Raw genomic sequence first — 16,026 nt, forward strand, 5'->3', positions numbered from 1 at the left:
GGTTTAGCTGATTAGGTGTTTACAGGCTGGCAAGCAAAATAGCACGGCTGACCTCTGGCGTGATGGCCTTGTGTTCGCCTAGCTGGGTCATGCCATGGGCTTCCAATTCCTTAATCAGCATATCGATAGAATCTTTACCCACATCATAATCTTTTAAATGGGTAGGAATCCCTAATTCTTCAAAGAAATTGCGGGTTTTTTCGATGGCGGCATCAATACGCTCATCATCAGAACCTTGATCGATATGCCAGACATTTTTGGCATATTGAAGCAGCTTATCTTTTTTGACGGGTCGTTGATTTTGCAACAGCGCTGGCAAGATAATTGCCAAGGTACGACCATGGTCAATACCAAAAGCCGCCGTTAATTCATGGCCAATCATATGGGTAGCCCAATCCTGCGGCACACCGGCACCGATAAGACCGTTCAAAGCCAGAGTCGCTGTCCACATAAAATTAGAGGCGAGATCATAATTTTGGGGGTCTTTAAGTAATTTGGGGCCTATTTTGATTAAAGTGCGAAGCAAGCCTTCTGCAAATTCATCCTGAACCAGACCGTTCACCGGATAGGTCAGATATTGTTCAGTGATATGGATAAAGGAGTCAACCACCCCATTGGCCAATTGGCGCGGAGGCAAAGTGTAAACCTTTGTTGGGTCAAGAATTGAAAAGACCGGAAAGACATGGTCATTATGGAAGCCCCGTTTCGATTTGATCGATTTGCGGGTAACGACGCTGTTCCTGTTCATTTCAGAACCTGTCGCCGGTAAAGTAAGGACAGTTCCGACCGGCAAGGCTTCTTTGATCTTTTTACCGTCGGTTTCTAAAATTTCCCACGGATCACCTTCATAAGGCACGGCGGCTGCGACGAACTTCGTCCCGTCAATGACCGAGCCACCACCGACAGCTAACAGGAAATCAACCTTTTCCTGTTTTACCTGCTCGACAGCCTTCATCAAGGTTTCGTAGCTGGGATTGGGTTCGATGCCGCCGAATTCAAAATAGGTTCGGTTACCAAGCGCTTTTCTGACTTCATCCAAGGTGCCCGTCTTTTGCGCGCTGGAGCCACCATAAAGAACAAGAACACGGGCATCTTTCGACAAGAGCGTATCAAGCTGTGCAATACGGCCTTCACCGAAAACAATATGGGTCGGATTATAATAATCAAAATTCAGCATCAGTCTCTTCCGCCTTATTATGCGTCGTAGGAATTATCAGCGATTATTTCCGTTATTTGGCAATCAACCTTTGACCGGACAAGAGATGTCCTATCTTTATGAAAGAAAAAAGATGGCCTGCCTGTTGTGAGATAACCCAATACGCCAATTTTATTGGGATAGCCTTATCAGAGAACACTGTCTTTAACGATTTTATCGGATGCGCAGGAGAATATGAGAATGACAGAAAAGACGATGAAAGAAGTCATTATCAAAGAAGCGGGTGCTGCCGATGTGTTAGCCCTCCACGAGGCCGCGATCCCTGCCCCGAAATCAGGTGAGATATTAGTTAAAATTGCGGCAGCAGGCATCAATCGGCCAGATATTATCCAACGCATGGGACAATATCCATTGCCACCAGAGGCATCCCCGATACCCGGCCTTGAAATTGCAGGGATCGTTGTTTCAGTCGGTCGCGATGTGATCGGATTTAAAGCTGGTGATAGAGTATGCGGCCTGACAAACGGTGGCGGCTATGCAGAATATGGCGTTATTCCAGCACAACAAGCCCTTCCCATCCCTGAAAATCTGTCGATGATCGAGGCAGCTGCCATACCAGAAACCTATTTTACGGTATGGGCTAATCTGTTTGATATTGGTCAGGCGAAATTGGGGGAAAGCCTGTTGGTGCATGGCGGCAGCAGCGGCATTGGAAGCACCGCTATTTTATTGGCACAGGCTTTTGGTTTGAAAGTTTTTACGACTGTTGGGAGTCCAGAAAAAGCGGCTGCTGTCGAAAAGCTGGGTGCAAAAGCCATCAATTATAATGATCAGGATTTTCTGGAGGTGGTAAAAGAAGAGACCGAAGGGAAAGGCGTTGATATCATCCTTGATATTATCGGTGGCCCTTATTTTTCACGGAATATGAAAGCTTTGGCCTTTGGTGGAAGGCTGATCATTATCGGTGCCATGGGAGGACGCATTGCCGATAAATTCGATCTTTTGCCCCTGTTATTCAAACGAGCAACGGTAAGCGGCTCAACTATGCGCGCAAGAAGTTTGGAAGAGAAAGCCGAGATTGCCCAAGCTTTAAAAACAAAGATCTGGCCGCTTTTGGAAAAAGGGTTATGCCGCCCCCTGATTGATAGCGTCTATCCGTTGCAACAGGTACAAGATGCCCATAGACGAATGGAAAGCCGCGCCCATTGTGGAAAGATTGTTTTGACGATGGAATAGCCGCTCCTGATCATTTTCAGGAAGGCCAATTAAGTGTTTCACGATTTAAGACATCCCAGACAGACCGGTATCAAACCGGTCTGTTTTTTAGGAAGATGAAATCGATTTACAGGATAGCCAAATGTTGTTTTCGGGTGGGTGCTGGAAAAAGTTCATCCAATTTTGCTAGAACCGCCTCATCCAAAACGATATCCAGAGCGGCAAAATTCTCTTTTACATGGGAGACATGGCCTGCTTTCGGGATAACCATGATATCTGGATGGCGCATGACCCATGCCAACCCCAACTGGGCAGGCGTAATACCTAATTCCTGTGCCAGTGCTATCAAGGCGGGATTCTTCAACAGGCGACCTTGTTCAACCGGACTATAAGCCATGATCGGAATCTGGCGTTTTCTGAGCCAAGGAATAAGGTCAAATTCAGGCCCGCGACGGGTCAAATTATAAAGAATTTGGTCAGTTGTGCAGGCTTGACCACCGGCAGCAACCCATTCTTCCATATCATCGGTATCAAGGTTACTGACACCCCAACGGCGTATCTTTCCAGCCGCCTGCAAAGCTTCCATGGCCTCGATCGTTTCCGCAAAAGGCACACTGCCCCGCCAATGCAAAAGATAAAGATCAAGGTAGTCCGTACCAAGACGTTTCAGGCTGGCTTCGCAAACTTTGGGAAGCGCTTTCCGTGAAGCATTTTGAGGATAGGCTTTACTTACCAAAAAAAGGCTTTCGCGTGGGGTGCCTTTAATCGCTTCACCGACACAACTTTCAGCAGCGCCCTCGCCATACATTTCGGCGGTATCAATCAGGGTCATGCCAAGGGCAATGCCTTCTTTCAGCGCCGCGACTTCGGTAGCGCGGTTATGCGCACTGCCCATCATCCATGTACCTTGCCCCAAAGCAGGCACTTTGGTGCCATCCGGTAGCTTCACATATTTCATCTTATCCTCGCTATGACAGGAATCGAGAAGATCAGTCTATCAAAACTATGCCGAGTCCATGAAGCGATAACCAGCAAGAAGGATATCCGCTTTGCTGGCTTTCTGCGGAAAGAAAAAGCCGAAAAAAGGCAATATTGACCAGCCCCAATCCGAGGCAGACAGAAAGAGCCGTTTTCGAAAGTCTAAAGATTTTATTTGGAGATAGAATGACCAGAATAAGATGCAAAACGGGATAAATTACAGCCATTATATTCAGGAAATGGCTGGTGGAGCTGAGGGGAATCGAACCCCTGACCTCTGCAGTGCGATTGCAGCGCTCTCCCATCTGAGCTACAGCCCCGTTTAGCGCATGGTGTTTAGCGTTCTAACCGATATCTTGCAACTATCCTTTTCTGCTTTTTTGAAATTTTAATAAAGACAAGCTGAATTATTTCTTTTTAAGGATGGGTAATAGGGATGTTTTGTCATGCCTTGTTCGCCTGTTTGATCCTGTCTCCCTAGATTGTTAGCTAAAGAAACAGAAAAAGCCGAAGGCAAAAAGCGGAATTGACCATAATTCCATCGGCAGACAGAGGAATTGATGCGGCGCATTATAGAAAATACGTAACCAGAACCCCTTCTTGGTTTCCAACGTCCTTCGGTTCAAATAGCGTCCAAGACTCCAATTGACGATCGCGACAGACCAAGCAAAAAGAGCGGAGTGGTCACTTCTAGATGTCCAGCCGATTTTCTTTATCAAAAAATCTTCGGCGGCAATAACAAGAATAAAAATAAAAAAGGTAAGAAGACCACGACCCCGATAGAGAATAATCATTACCGCTTCCAGCCTTTCTCTATTATCCGGCCCCTGCATTTCGTTTATTATAATATTTTATAAAGCAGAAATTTTAATTTCCACATTCTCTACTATCTGTTATGCCCGAGAACGTAAATAACCCATTTTAAATTGATAGGTCATTGTTCTCTTCAAGGATCATAGCATGGTTGCAAGCCTTTTTCAGGATGAACCGGAATTTATAATTTCCAAATTGGTATAGAAATCCATAAATTTTTATAACAACGAAACAAAAATAATGAACTTTTTATCCTGATAGACGTTTTGTTAGGGATAGGTTTAAACAGTGTAAAAATCGCTATGGAAGCAAGATCACAATTAATAAAGATTAAATATAAAATTGTCTTTATATAATAATGCAACTCTTCATAAAAAGTGATTTATTTACATAATACAATGGCATAGCATTATTATTATTTATAGATGATGTGCCAAGCTTTTAAAGGTGCCTTAATGTTCAGGAAGTCCCGATTAAAATCTTTTCTTCGGCATGCCCCTCTCCTCTTATTGCCTGCATTGGCGACAGCCGCCTTTGCCAATCCGGATGGCCGTCTGCCCGAAGACATCAAGCCCCTTCATTATGATATCTCGGTCGAACCCAATGCCAAAGATCTCATCTTTAGTGGCCGTGAAAAGATTACAATCAATGTTCAGGCACCTGAGCATGTAATCGCCATGAACGCCGCCGATTTGGTGATCGACAACATCACGTTGGATGACCAAAAAGTCGAATGGAAGTTGGATGCGGCGGCTCAACAGCTTTTGATCAACACGACCAACAACGGCAATATTCCGGTTGGTCAGCATGTGTTGACGATCAATTACCGTGGCAGAATAAACCAGTCTTCAGCCGGTTTGTTTGCGGTTGATTATCAGGATAATGATGGCCCGCAGCGGATGTTGGTCACCCAGTTTGAACCTGCCGATGCGCGTTATTTCGCGCCGATGTGGGATCAGCCGGATGACAAGGCTACCTTTACCATGGCAGTGACGGCTCCAGCTGATGAACTGGCCTTTTCTAACATGCCGGTTGTAGCAACGGAAAAGCATAGCAAAGATCTGGTCACCACCCGTTTTGCCGAAACCCCGAAGATGTCTAGCTATCTTCTGTTTTTGGGTGTTGGTAAGCTTGACCGTAAAGCCGTCAAAGTCGGTGACACGGAAATCGGTATCATTACCCGCCGTGGTGCCAGCGATCAGGGCGATTATGCTTTGAATGCGGCTTCCCAGATTCTGACATATTATAACAACTATTTCGGCACGCCGTATCCTCTACCCAAAATGGATATGATTGCCGTCCCAAGTTCTTCGCAGTTCTTCTCTGCAATGGAAAACTGGGGCGCTATCATGTATTTTGATCGCGCCGTGTTATTCGATCCAAAGCGCAGCCCTGAAAGCGCCCATCAGACCATTTTCAATGTGGTTGCCCATGAAATGGCACATCAGTGGTTTGGCGATCTTGTCACCATGCAGTGGTGGGATGATTTATGGCTGAATGAAGGCTTTGCTTCATGGATGGCCGCCAAGGTTTCTGGCGATCTGAACCCAGGTTGGAATGTGCCTGCTCAGACAGTGGCTTATGCCCGTCAGGCGGCTTTCTCGATGGACGCCAAATCAACCACCCATCCGATTATCCAGCATGTCGGCACGGTTGATGAAATCGATCAGGCTTTCGATACGATTACCTATTCCAAGGGTCAGGCTGTTATCCGTATGATCGAAGCCGCGATCGGCCCAGATCAGTTCCGTGACGGTTTGCGCCAGTATATGGCCGCGAATAAGTATAACAACACCACGACCAACGATCTTTGGACGGCATTAAGCCAAGCATCTGGCAAAGACGTGAAACGTTTTGCGGATACCTTTACCCTGCAAGGGGGTGTTCCGTTGATCCGTGCCAGTGAACCGGTAACGGCAGGCGGCGTCACTCGCATCAATCTGGCTCAGGATCGCTTTGCTCTTGATCCGGCATCCCATACGTCACGTAGCTGGGTTGTGCCGGTTGCCATCGGTGCTGCTGGACAGCAGCAGCCTGCTGCTACGGTTACGGTCAGTGGTCCAACTTATCAAACGGTTCAGGCTCCGGTAGATTCTTTACCGATCCTAAATCCGGGTCAGTTTGGCTATTACCGGACACTTTATGCGCCGCAGCATTTCAAAGCACTCAGCGATAAATTGCCGAGCCTGCCTTTGTCTGATCAGATTGGCTTTGTCAGCGATAGCATGGCGTTAGCCGGTGGCGGATATCAGAGCTTTGACCAGCATTTAGCTCTGTTAGAGCAGATTTCACCGGATTCCGATCCACTGTTATTGAATGTTGTTTCCGATCAGATCGCCAGCTTTGATGGACGGCTTGATCACAGTGCTGTTCAGACGGCTTTCCGTCAGAAAGCTTTGGCTCGACTGAGACCTGAATTGGCTAAAATTGGTTGGACGCCTTCGGTGAGTGAATCGACCGCAGCCAGCGATTTGCGGGAAAGCTTAATTCCGTTGCTTGGTAAAATGGGCGACAAGGAAACCATCGAAACGGCACAGCGCTATTTGAATAGCGGCGTCGATTCAATCCCAGGCTCCATTCGCGAAGCTGTTCTGACTGTTGTAGGCTATAATGCCGACAATGACATGTGGGACAAGCTGCGTGATATGGCGAGAAAAGAAAAAGACCCGAGCGGTCAGCGTCAGCTTTATCATGCCTTGGCTTCGACCAAGAGTGATGAGTTAGCGAGAAAAACGCTTGAGCTGGCTTTGTCGGATGAAACCAGCACGCCTATTCGGGCCGCCTTGGTTTCCATCGTTGCACATAATCACCCTGATCTCGCCTTCAACTGGGCTGTCGATCATCGTGAAAAGGTCAATGCCTTTATCGAAGAGACCGCACGGGCGCGCTTCATCGTCAATCTGGCTTTGATGGGTGATAACATGCGTCTGGCAGGTCAGGTAAAGACCTATTCCCAGAAGTATTTGCCAGAGCGCTCACGTCAGTCTGCGCAGCGGGTTATCAACCAAGTGACCTATAACAGCGTACAGCGTCGATTGGTTGAACCGGCCTTACAGCGTTGGGCTAATCAATAATCTTTTTTAACCCAATTATCACATTGAAAATCCCGTCTTCTTTATGAAGGCGGGATTTTTGATTCTATGGTGGCAGAACAAAGATATTTTAAAGTTAAATGACTCAATAAACAATTTTTTCTAGCCGCTTTGTCTTTACAATTTCATGCGCAGTTGCGCGTGATAGACAAAGAGCAAAAAATCGAATTAAATTGTTAAATATAAATAAAGATAAATCCACAAAATTACCAATATTTAAACAAAGCATAAAATTAACCAATATTATATAATACTTAAAAATACTTCCAAATGCTCAAAAATAATCGAGCAACAAAGCCGAAATAAAACCCCAAAAACAGTTAAATATTGTTTCAAACTGTCCTTCTTTAGGGAGCATTTCTTCTAATAAGTATTTACCGAATCACTTCAACGGTATCTAGATTAGGGGCAGAGAGAAAATCTTTTTGCTTAGTAATCATTTTACTACCCAAAGCGTCAATTTTGGGCGGTAAAATCCAAGAAGACTGTCCCGCCGTGAAAATTGCATTCATTTATATAGCTGAACCTTACCAGTGTTATCATACGGCTTCGGTTGCCAGTAAATTAGCTGCCATGCCGAATTGTGAGGTCACAGAATATTATAGTTTTCCAGAAACAATGGAGCATTTAGTCAGGATTAGAGCTGCCTTGAATGAGCCTAATCTTGAGGCGCATCCCCTGAAAAAATCATGGAAAGCAAAGTTTTTAAAATTAGCCAAAAGGCTAGATCAAGAACGCATATTAGTATTGCGGGAGAATGTTCAGGCATTAAACTGCTATGACGCGATTGTCGCGACCGAATATACAGCGGGCATTCTGAAAAAAATGGGATTGAAAGCCAAGCTCATTTTAATGATGCATGGTGCAGGTGATCGATATGTTAATGATGAACATCTGGTCAAAGAGTTTGATTTAACCCTTATTTCCGGCAAGAAAACCAAAGAGGATTTCAAGCGTAAGGGCTTTATAAAAGACGAGACAACACGTGTTGTAGGCTATCCTAAATTTGATGTTTTCGAAGCCATACGGAAAAAACAAGCGCATCCCTTTAGCGATGACTGCTCTTTTGCGCTTTATAATCCCCATTATAAAAGGAATTTGAATTCTTCTCCCGTTTTTATGAATGCCTTAATCAAAGGCTTCACGGAGCAGCATAAATATAATTTGGTTGTCGCCCCACATATCAAGCAATTTTATAAAAGTTTCGGAATCAAGAAATATCGGCTTAAAAGGCTGCAATCGGCCAAAGTATTGATTGATACAGGCTCTCCAGCCATGCTGGATATGACCTATACATCCCAGACATCGCTTTATATCGGTGATGTCAGCAGCCAGATATATGAATTTTTGGCTATTCCCCGCCCCTGTATCTTTTTAAATCCACAGAAAATAAAATGGCAGGATGATCCGCATTTCCTGCATTGGACGATGGGGGATGTCGTTGAAGATATTGATGATCTGATGCCTGCGGTAGAACAAGCCATAGAACGGCATGCTCTCTATCGCCCGACCCAAGAAAAACTATTCAAAGAAACATTCGGCTACCCTTTGTTGGGAGCATCCCAACGGGCAGCCGATGCGATAATGGATTTCGTGGCCAAAAGCATGGCCTCTAGGTAGAATAAGAGCAGTTTAATTTGTCAGATTGCGGCGGTTCATCATGATCGAATAGATTAAAGAACCCCCAATCCAGACAATGCCGCTCAAGCCGCTGATGATCTCAGGTACTTCGATTTTGACATTAAGCGCCGTGATAAACGCCAAAGTGACGATGGCGTAAAAGGCACCGGCTTCAAGATAGGGATATTGGGATAAATGGCCGCCTTGAACCAAGGCAACGGTCATTGACCGGACAAACATGGCACCAATGCCAAGACCGATCGCAATCAGCACAATGTCATTGGTTACGGCAAAAGCACCGATAACCCCGTCAAAAGAAAAAGAGGCATCCAAAAATTCCAGATAGATGAAGGTCGCCAATCCGCCGCCACCTTGGGTTGGCCGCCCCATCAAATGCTCGAATTGTTCCAGCAGGAAATAGGCAACCATGCCGAATAAAGCTGCGATTGAAAAAGAATAGCCATCTTTGTGATCAAACCAGAGGACAAAACCAGCTAGAATAGCAAAAGTTAGAATATAGCTGACAAAAGGAATGACGCGCAGTTTCATCAAGGGGCGTTCGATACAACTGATCCAGACCGGAGAATGGGTATCTTTGACAAAGAAGCTTAAGCCTACCAGCATTAAGAAGGCGCTACCAAATCCGGCGATGCTGGCATGGGCGGCGGTTACGACCTCTTCATAGCGTTGATGATGGAATAGTGCGATTTTAGTGGCTTCCCAAGGATCCACCCAAGCCGAAAAGGAAACAATTAACAGCGGGAATAAAATGCGCATCCCAAAAACCGCGATGACCATACCCCAAGTCAGAAAGCATTTTTGCCATTTGGCTGTAAGATTTTTCAGAACGGAAGCATTAACAACCGCGTTATCAAAGCTGAAAGCGGTTTCTAAAATAGCTAAAAGAAAGGCTAGAAAAGCGGCGTCAAGACCAGCAACAAGACTATGGCCTTGTGCATAATAACCAAAACAGAAAGCCGCCACTAACCCTAGGATTGTAACAATAAAAGATTCTCGAAAATGCCTCAGCATGTAAATTTTCCCGCCTGAAAAAGGATGTCATCTTTTTTTGGATTGCGTCGGACATCCTATTGGCAAGATTATTCGTTGAAAAGAAGCGTATTCTGGTTCTTTTCACTCTTTGAAATATAAACAAAGGTCATAATGCAAAAAAGTTGCCGCTGTCTTTCAACAGCGGCAACTTTTTCAAGTCAGATTAAATTCTGAATTTAGAAAATGGTTTTCAGTTTCGTGACGTCAGATTTGCCGCCCTGAACCTGGTTGACCAGAGTTTTGTTGAAAGCAACGGTGTGGGCAGAATTGATATGCTTCTGGAAAGCATCTTCACTGCGGTAAACTTCATAGACAACATAGCTGTTATCAGCAGCGTTACGGGTCGGCATGAAAGCAACGTTACCGGCTTCGGCACGAACCTGTGCAGCGAGACCTTTTAATTCGGTACCAACCTGCTGGTCATACTGAGGCAGCGGATGCATAACAGCAACGATCGTTATATAGGCTGGATTGTCAGCAATAACGGAAGGACGGGCAGAAGCCGGTGCGGAAACGGCAGAAACGGCACCAACAGCAGCTAAACCTAAAGCGGCATATTTATAAAAAGAACGTAACATAGTAATCCTCATCCTTTTAAAGATTATTTTGATTTTCTTGAATTAAAAATTAAAGAATATCGCTTACTTCCAAGACCTGCGACTTGCCACCTTTTGCAGTGGTTTCCAACATTTTGTTAAATGACCTTGTGTAATGGGCATTAACATGCTGCAAAAACGCAGTCTCGTCCTGATAAATCTCATAGACAATGTAGCTATGACTTTCAGAAAGATTCCGATAGGGCTTAAAAGTAATATTGCCCGGTTCCGCTTTAACCTTCAGCGCTAGATCACCCAGGCCTTGCTCAATTTCTTCATCATGACCCGGTAACGCATTAATTACAGCGACAACCGTTTTATAATCTTTTTTATTTGGCATTGCTGCACCCGTCGTATGATTCTTTTGTCAGGACAACAGAAAAATATTTATCCTGTTGCTGCCTGAATAAACACCTGAAAAATGAAAAAGTAATCATCCTTATTGATAAATTTTTATAATGAGATGTAATTCAATCATTTTCCGTAGGATATCAACTATTGGAACCCTCTATTTTCCCTGTATTTTCAGCATTATAGTTATAATTTGTCACAGTCGGATAGGCGAGCTCGATCCCTTCCTTTTCAAGGCGTTTCAAGATGTTGATACAGGCCTGTGTCCGGACTGAAAAATAGTCGTCAAAAGAGCCTGATTGGACATCACAAACGACTTCAAAATCGAAAGAAGAAGCACCGATGCCCGTCATGCAGCTGCGGGCAACCTGACAGAGAGAAATTTTTGAGGTTTCTTCTCGTAAGATCGAGATCAGCTTTTCACATTGATCGGGCGTCGTGGAACAAACGACACCGATTTGTAATGAAAAACGCCGTCTGGTCTGTTCGCTGAGATTATGCATTTCAACATTGACCAACATATTGTTGGCAACAATGATCTCTTCACCGGTTCCAGCACGGACTCGGGTCGTTTTCAGACCAATTTTTTCGACAGTTCCGGTGTTATCTTTCCAGCTGATAAGATCACCCTTCATAAAAGGCTGATCAAAAATGATGACCAAAGCAGAGAAAAGATCGTCAAAGATACCTTTAGCAGCAAGACCAATGGCGATACCGCCAATACCGAGACCCGCGACCAGCCCTGTTACATTCACGCCGAGATTATCAAGGATAACAACCGAAGCGATCGCAAAGAGAGCCACCGTCACCAAAAGCCGGATCAGATTAAGCGCGCTATCAAGATTACGATTGGCGTTATTTGACTGTTCAACCCGATAGCCGATTAGGCCAAGAATTAACTGACGTGCCCAGATCGCAAATTGTAACGTGCTGGCAATCACCCATAAAAATTGGATAACATCCGAGAGTCGCGAGGTATGTCCAAAATATTCGGTGACCAAGCGGATAGTCAGAATCGCCAAGAAAAAAGCGGTGGTTTTTCCTACAGCCTCTCCGGCAAGCGTCGTCCATTCAGTTAAGAATGCGCTGCGCTTGAGAGAGTTTTCTATGAAACGTCGGAACCAGAGAAGGCCGAAAAAGATGAGGACGCCTACCCCGAGGGCACAGAGTAGCTGAATATAATGTCCCAAGAACCATTCACTTATTTGATGGTTTAGGATGGCTATTTCCTGAGGTGAGGTCAGAATAGCGGTGTGATTTTGTTCCTGCATTCTTTTCCCTGAAAAAAATTATCGGGTGAAATCCACTTTCAAGTGAAGGAATATTCACGTTAAAAAATCTTTATCACAGCAGGGTAATAGATTTTTTCTTAAATACGCCAGAATGCAATGTTAATTATTTAATCGTTTTTATCCGTTAAAGCTATGAATCTGATTTTGCCGAATGAAATCTATGGAGAACGCCGAAATGGCAGGGGTAAAGCCAATGGAAGAAAAGAGAGAAAAACGGCTTGTCGTTCTTTCTTCCGGTATGTTTGCGGTGGCAGCTGTCTTTTTCTGGATAGCGATGCCAGCTGAGATTTTTGCCAGCTTGACCCGCAATACGGCGGTCGCTTGGATTACCGGCGATATAGAGGGGTACCGTCTGTTATCCCGAATACGTCTGGCGATTCCTCTGGCCGCGATTCTCGGCGGAATAGTTGCTTTTATAATGTCAGGGTTATTTGCCTATCATCGGTATAGGGCAGCCTTCAATTTAAGAAAAGAAAATCCTGAAGGCGCATTCTATCCTGAAGATTCATCGAATCAAGTGCAGGAAAAGGATCTGTTCGAGGATAATTTTTCATCCTCTGATTTAAGAGAAGCGAGAGGCGTTATCATTGATAACGATGAAATTATCTTGATGCCGGCAGCTTCTGAAAATTTTTCTGCACAAGAAGAGCGATTCTCTTTCGAAGAGCAGACGAAAAGTCAGGCGGCCGTTATCATTCTGGATAACAAGGCGAGCTTTTCAGAAGCCGACAACGAAACGCCGTTGCAGTCTGATAATCAGACAGAAGCAGATATTGGTCATAAAGATTTAAAAGAAGACGTTTTGTCACTGTCTCAAACGCCCCTTACGCCTGTGAATGAAGAGCAGGGTAAAAGCACACCGAATAATTCAATCGGCACAGAAACAGAAGAAGCCATAACGCTGTCAGTTAATAAGGCGCAAACGACCAACCTCATCGAACACAATCCAAAAGCCGAAGAGACCCTTTTCTTGTCTTCTGAACAGATTTTACAAAACCCGATACAGGACTCCCCTTATCCTGTATCGGCACCCCCGACGACGGCGATAAAGCTGTCTCAATTAGACCGCGATCAAGCTCTTCATCAGGCATTAGCTTTAATAAAAGAAATGCGTGAACAACTCATCTCGGCGACGGAACTGCAATGAGATAGTTTTATATCCCTAAATGGATTTAAATTTTTAACATTCTGACTAGAAATTTTCCGCCATTTTGAATCTAAATTGAAACATTATGACGATGCGATAAAATAAAAGGCGTTTTTTTCCTTTCGCGACGGATAAAGGCGCCATGTTCTTCCAAATAGGCAAGAACCCGTCCCAAGGTACGACGCCGTGGTTCGCGACCGCGCCGCAAATCAAGCACAAAACGGGGGTCATTAAGAGCATCCCGCCCAAAGCGCGTTGGGGTCATGCCTGTAGCACTCAGATATTTTTCAATTTTGCCTAACAAGTACATGATTATCACTCCTAGTTTAATTTTACTTTTTTAACCGTTTGTTCTCCTTATGTTCTCAATACTTTCCTACTTGTCCATCAATTTTCGTCGCCTAATTCCACCATTTTGAATTTTTTTGTTTAAAAATGCTAATTAATCCAGATTCGGTGAATCTGGATTAAAGACGGCTGAAATTTTTGAGAAAATAAGTTTGAAAAGATAATAAATGCTTAATTTTGGATATATTTTGCCTTTTTTTTATAAAAATTACATTTCATCTCAAAAACTACCCGACAGGTCTTTCAGAAAAGTTAAAAAGCGTTAATTGAGTAACTAACGCTTTTTTCCTCCATAATGGACTATGTTTTAACCTTAGCTGACGGTCGAAGATGAGGAATTATATATCACGTTCGGCAAAGGCGCATTTTGGCGAAGCTGGAATTTTTCAGGCAGAATACGGCCATTTTTTAAGAAGGCGCGCTCAACCGCAGGCATGGCGGACAATTTTGACCAGACCGCACGGGAATATTGAGGCCGGATATCAGGAAAGCGACCTTCTGGTTGCAACAGCTTTAAGAGAGACTCGGCCTGTGAAGGGTTATCTAACGTTGAGATAGCCAAATTAACCGCTTCTTCGGATTTTCCAGCACAAAATAACGCTTCAATAACAGCCTGTTTGTTGTCGAGATGGCTTTGGCGCATTTCTTCCGCCATTTGATTCGCTTGCCCCCGCTGCCCTAATTTCATCATTGAACAAACAGCACTGCGCTGGAACCATGCAATGTCGGTTGGGGTCAGAGACAGACTGAGATTGGACAGCATCTTTTCGGAAAGATTACGAGATTCGTAATATCGCCCTGATTGGCCGAGCCATTCGGACAAGCGAATATCCACAGGTAAGATAGTTTGGCGACGAGTAGGGTCGAGTCGGCTCAAAGGCTGTAGCCGCCCGATGGCGCCAGATATAGCGCCGCCCCCACCCAGTGCGAAACGAGCATCAGCCGAACGGACAATGGCCTTGATATTATTATCAGAGATATGCGGGGTGATTTTGACGGAATCACCCAGTTGCACGGCCTCTTGAAGATGACCAGCCAGAATAAAAGCGCGTATGGATTGGTTAATAAAGACCGCATTATCGGGCTGATTAGCATAAGCATTAAGCCACAGACCGGCAAATTGCCGTAAGCTATCCTGACTATGTGTGCCAAGCCGACGTTCAATTTCTGGCCAAATCACTTCATAGCGGCGGGAAATTGCCATTTCCATCAGCCGTTCAGGATCTGCAATTTCCCTTAACAGATCAGCAGCATCTTCATTCTGATGCTTTTCAAGATAAACAGTAACTGCCTGTTGGATTAAAGGATCACGGGTATCAGGCCCTTCCGCAATGCCCCAACTGCTCCGCGACAGGCCGAGAACCAATTCTTGCCAAACTGTAGGATCTTTCTGTTTTTGCGCCTGACTTAAAATCGCCTGCACCATATCGCGATCAAATCGGGCAATACGGGCTGGATCTTTATCTGTTAGCAGCAGCAATCTTTCCGCCGCTTTGGGGAAGTTATCCTGAGAAAGGGCGATCAAGATACCAACGCTGATGACGGCACCGTTATCAGGCTCGATAGAGACGATATCTTCATAGGTAGAGATGATTTTGCTGTCATATCCAAGGCTTGCCAAACAAGGGATGCGCAAAAGCTGGACAGAAACCCGGTCATGACCTTTCAAAGAAGGCAGTATCGGATCAAGTATGGTGAGAGAATCCGCACATTTATTCTGACGATTTAAATCTGTCGCTTGGGCAATTTTTTCCTGCAAAGCCTGTGGAGACAATGCCGTAGTGGAACTTGTTGAGGCCACAGACTCTTTTGCCAAAGAGGCGTTTTGAACAGAATTCGTTGCCGCCGTGGCAGAGCTATTCGCGTCTGAGGGAGGCGTTGATTGACTGTTAGATTTATCCTTACGGCTATTCTCGATTGGTTTTTCTATCTGGCTGTCAGAAGCGGTTGGAGAAGTTAATGCCCCCTTCTGTGCAGCGATAAAAGAGAATGATGCCGCCTGTTTTTTATCCGTAGCTGTTTTTAAAGGGCTTTCATTCTCAGTTGAGAAAGCTGGGTCAAAAATAATTTTCGATAATAAAGGCATCCTACCAGAAGCTGAGCAAGGTGTGGTCAGGGCGGGTAAAACAGTCAACATGGCCATGACGGGCATATTGCTCAAAAGTCTAGGAAAAATCGGCATCAAGGATGCACCTCAAAATCATAACGGAATATTCACTACGGATAAAGAAAACGCTCTTAATGCATCACAGGTTCATTCATTTTTTTCTTTTGGTAGCAAAAAATGATATCTCGCTTGCAATAAAACGCATTTTCAGGCTTTTCAGCGCAAGCCGGTTTTAAAGATACTCTTCATAAATATCTT

Annotated in this window: 13 protein-coding genes and 1 tRNA gene; 4 read left to right on the plus strand and 10 right to left on the minus strand. The window is 44.7% G+C overall.

Annotated elements, in window-relative coordinates; translation table 11 throughout:
• Window positions 1-19 precede the first annotated feature (19 nt).
• Window positions 20-1,177 carry an iron-containing alcohol dehydrogenase gene (locus FBY58_RS08320; RefSeq protein WP_141920499.1) on the minus strand — a complete coding sequence of 386 codons (1,158 nt, stop codon included), beginning with the start codon at window positions 1,175-1,177 and terminating at the stop codon, window positions 20-22.
• A 219-nt stretch (window positions 1,178-1,396) separates the two neighbouring features.
• On the opposite strand from FBY58_RS08320, the gene FBY58_RS08325 reads away from it, so the two are divergent.
• Complete coding sequence (locus FBY58_RS08325; protein WP_141920500.1) at window positions 1,397-2,392, plus strand: NAD(P)H-quinone oxidoreductase; 996 nt, start codon at window positions 1,397-1,399, stop codon at window positions 2,390-2,392.
• A 106-nt stretch (window positions 2,393-2,498) separates the two neighbouring features.
• Here FBY58_RS08325 and FBY58_RS08330 read toward each other — a convergent pair whose 3' ends face one another.
• The 3 genes from FBY58_RS08330 to FBY58_RS08340 all read right to left on the minus strand — a co-directional run bounded on the left by FBY58_RS08330 (window position 2,499) and on the right by FBY58_RS08340 (window position 4,143).
• Entirely contained in the window at window positions 2,499-3,329 is an 831-nt protein-coding gene (locus FBY58_RS08330) for an aldo/keto reductase (RefSeq protein ID WP_141920501.1), read from the minus strand.
• Window positions 3,330-3,593: 264 nt separating this feature from the next.
• Window positions 3,594-3,669: transfer RNA gene (locus tag FBY58_RS08335), tRNA-Ala, on the minus strand.
• A gap of 165 nt (window positions 3,670-3,834) precedes the next feature.
• A complete protein-coding gene (locus tag FBY58_RS08340; protein WP_185738187.1) occupies window positions 3,835-4,143 on the minus strand; it encodes a hypothetical protein in 309 nt (102 codons plus the stop codon).
• A gap of 474 nt (window positions 4,144-4,617) precedes the next feature.
• On the opposite strand from FBY58_RS08340, the gene FBY58_RS08345 reads away from it, so the two are divergent.
• Both FBY58_RS08345 and FBY58_RS08350 read left to right on the plus strand, forming a co-directional pair.
• A complete protein-coding gene (locus tag FBY58_RS08345; protein ID WP_141920503.1) occupies window positions 4,618-7,236 on the plus strand; it encodes a M1 family metallopeptidase in 2,619 nt (872 codons plus the stop codon).
• A gap of 513 nt (window positions 7,237-7,749) precedes the next feature.
• On the plus strand, window positions 7,750-8,874 hold the full coding sequence (locus tag FBY58_RS08350; protein WP_141920504.1) for a CDP-glycerol glycerophosphotransferase family protein: 1,125 nt from the start codon (window positions 7,750-7,752) through the stop codon (window positions 8,872-8,874).
• A gap of 12 nt (window positions 8,875-8,886) precedes the next feature.
• On the opposite strand, the gene FBY58_RS08355 is transcribed toward FBY58_RS08350, so the two are convergent.
• The 4 genes from FBY58_RS08355 to FBY58_RS08370 form a co-directional block, all read right to left on the minus strand.
• Window positions 8,887-9,906 (minus strand): DUF475 domain-containing protein, encoded by a 1,020-nt coding sequence (locus FBY58_RS08355; RefSeq protein ID WP_141920505.1) that lies wholly within the window; start codon window positions 9,904-9,906, stop codon window positions 8,887-8,889.
• A gap of 197 nt (window positions 9,907-10,103) precedes the next feature.
• Window positions 10,104-10,505 carry a putative quinol monooxygenase gene (locus FBY58_RS08360; protein ID WP_141920506.1) on the minus strand — a complete coding sequence of 134 codons (402 nt, stop codon included), beginning with the start codon at window positions 10,503-10,505 and terminating at the stop codon, window positions 10,104-10,106.
• 49 nt (window positions 10,506-10,554) lie between these two features.
• Window positions 10,555-10,863: a putative quinol monooxygenase gene (locus FBY58_RS08365; RefSeq protein WP_141920507.1), complete on the minus strand. Its 309-nt coding sequence runs from the start codon at window positions 10,861-10,863 to the stop codon at window positions 10,555-10,557.
• Between the two features lie 151 nt (window positions 10,864-11,014).
• Window positions 11,015-12,145, minus strand: coding sequence for a mechanosensitive ion channel family protein (locus FBY58_RS08370; protein WP_141920508.1), 1,131 nt, complete (start codon window positions 12,143-12,145; stop codon window positions 11,015-11,017).
• A gap of 172 nt (window positions 12,146-12,317) precedes the next feature.
• On the opposite strand from FBY58_RS08370, the gene FBY58_RS08375 reads away from it, so the two are divergent.
• Window positions 12,318-13,313 carry a hypothetical protein gene (locus tag FBY58_RS08375; RefSeq protein WP_141920509.1) on the plus strand — a complete coding sequence of 332 codons (996 nt, stop codon included), beginning with the start codon at window positions 12,318-12,320 and terminating at the stop codon, window positions 13,311-13,313.
• A gap of 70 nt (window positions 13,314-13,383) precedes the next feature.
• On the opposite strand, the gene FBY58_RS08380 is transcribed toward FBY58_RS08375, so the two are convergent.
• Entirely contained in the window at window positions 13,384-13,623 is a 240-nt protein-coding gene (locus tag FBY58_RS08380) for a hypothetical protein (protein ID WP_141920510.1), read from the minus strand.
• Between the two features lie 351 nt (window positions 13,624-13,974).
• A complete protein-coding gene (locus FBY58_RS08385; RefSeq protein WP_141920511.1) occupies window positions 13,975-15,843 on the minus strand; it encodes a hypothetical protein in 1,869 nt (622 codons plus the stop codon).
• Between the last annotated feature and the right edge of the window lie 183 nt (window positions 15,844-16,026).

The sequence above is a fragment of the Zymomonas mobilis genome, assembly GCF_006715975.1.
Classification (GTDB): domain Bacteria; phylum Pseudomonadota; class Alphaproteobacteria; order Sphingomonadales; family Sphingomonadaceae; genus Zymomonas; species Zymomonas mobilis_B.

Coding starts and splice junctions, on each gene's coding strand:
- FBY58_RS08385 (WP_141920511.1), bottom strand. CDS start 15,843: ATGCCGATTTTTCCTAGACTTTTGAGCAATATGCCCGTCATGGCCATG.
- FBY58_RS08340 (WP_185738187.1), bottom strand. CDS start 4,143: ATGATTATTCTCTATCGGGGTCGTGGTCTTCTTACCTTTTTTATTTTT.
- FBY58_RS08330 (WP_141920501.1), bottom strand. CDS start 3,329: ATGAAATATGTGAAGCTACCGGATGGCACCAAAGTGCCTGCTTTGGGG.
- FBY58_RS08370 (WP_141920508.1), bottom strand. CDS start 12,145: ATGCAGGAACAAAATCACACCGCTATTCTGACCTCACCTCAGGAAATA.
- FBY58_RS08375 (WP_141920509.1), top strand. CDS start 12,318: ATGAAATCTATGGAGAACGCCGAAATGGCAGGGGTAAAGCCAATGGAA.
- FBY58_RS08355 (WP_141920505.1), bottom strand. CDS start 9,906: ATGCTGAGGCATTTTCGAGAATCTTTTATTGTTACAATCCTAGGGTTA.
- FBY58_RS08365 (WP_141920507.1), bottom strand. CDS start 10,863: ATGCCAAATAAAAAAGATTATAAAACGGTTGTCGCTGTAATTAATGCG.
- FBY58_RS08345 (WP_141920503.1), top strand. CDS start 4,618: ATGTTCAGGAAGTCCCGATTAAAATCTTTTCTTCGGCATGCCCCTCTC.
- FBY58_RS08360 (WP_141920506.1), bottom strand. CDS start 10,505: ATGTTACGTTCTTTTTATAAATATGCCGCTTTAGGTTTAGCTGCTGTT.
- FBY58_RS08325 (WP_141920500.1), top strand. CDS start 1,397: ATGACAGAAAAGACGATGAAAGAAGTCATTATCAAAGAAGCGGGTGCT.
- FBY58_RS08380 (WP_141920510.1), bottom strand. CDS start 13,623: ATGTACTTGTTAGGCAAAATTGAAAAATATCTGAGTGCTACAGGCATG.
- FBY58_RS08320 (WP_141920499.1), bottom strand. CDS start 1,177: ATGCTGAATTTTGATTATTATAATCCGACCCATATTGTTTTCGGTGAA.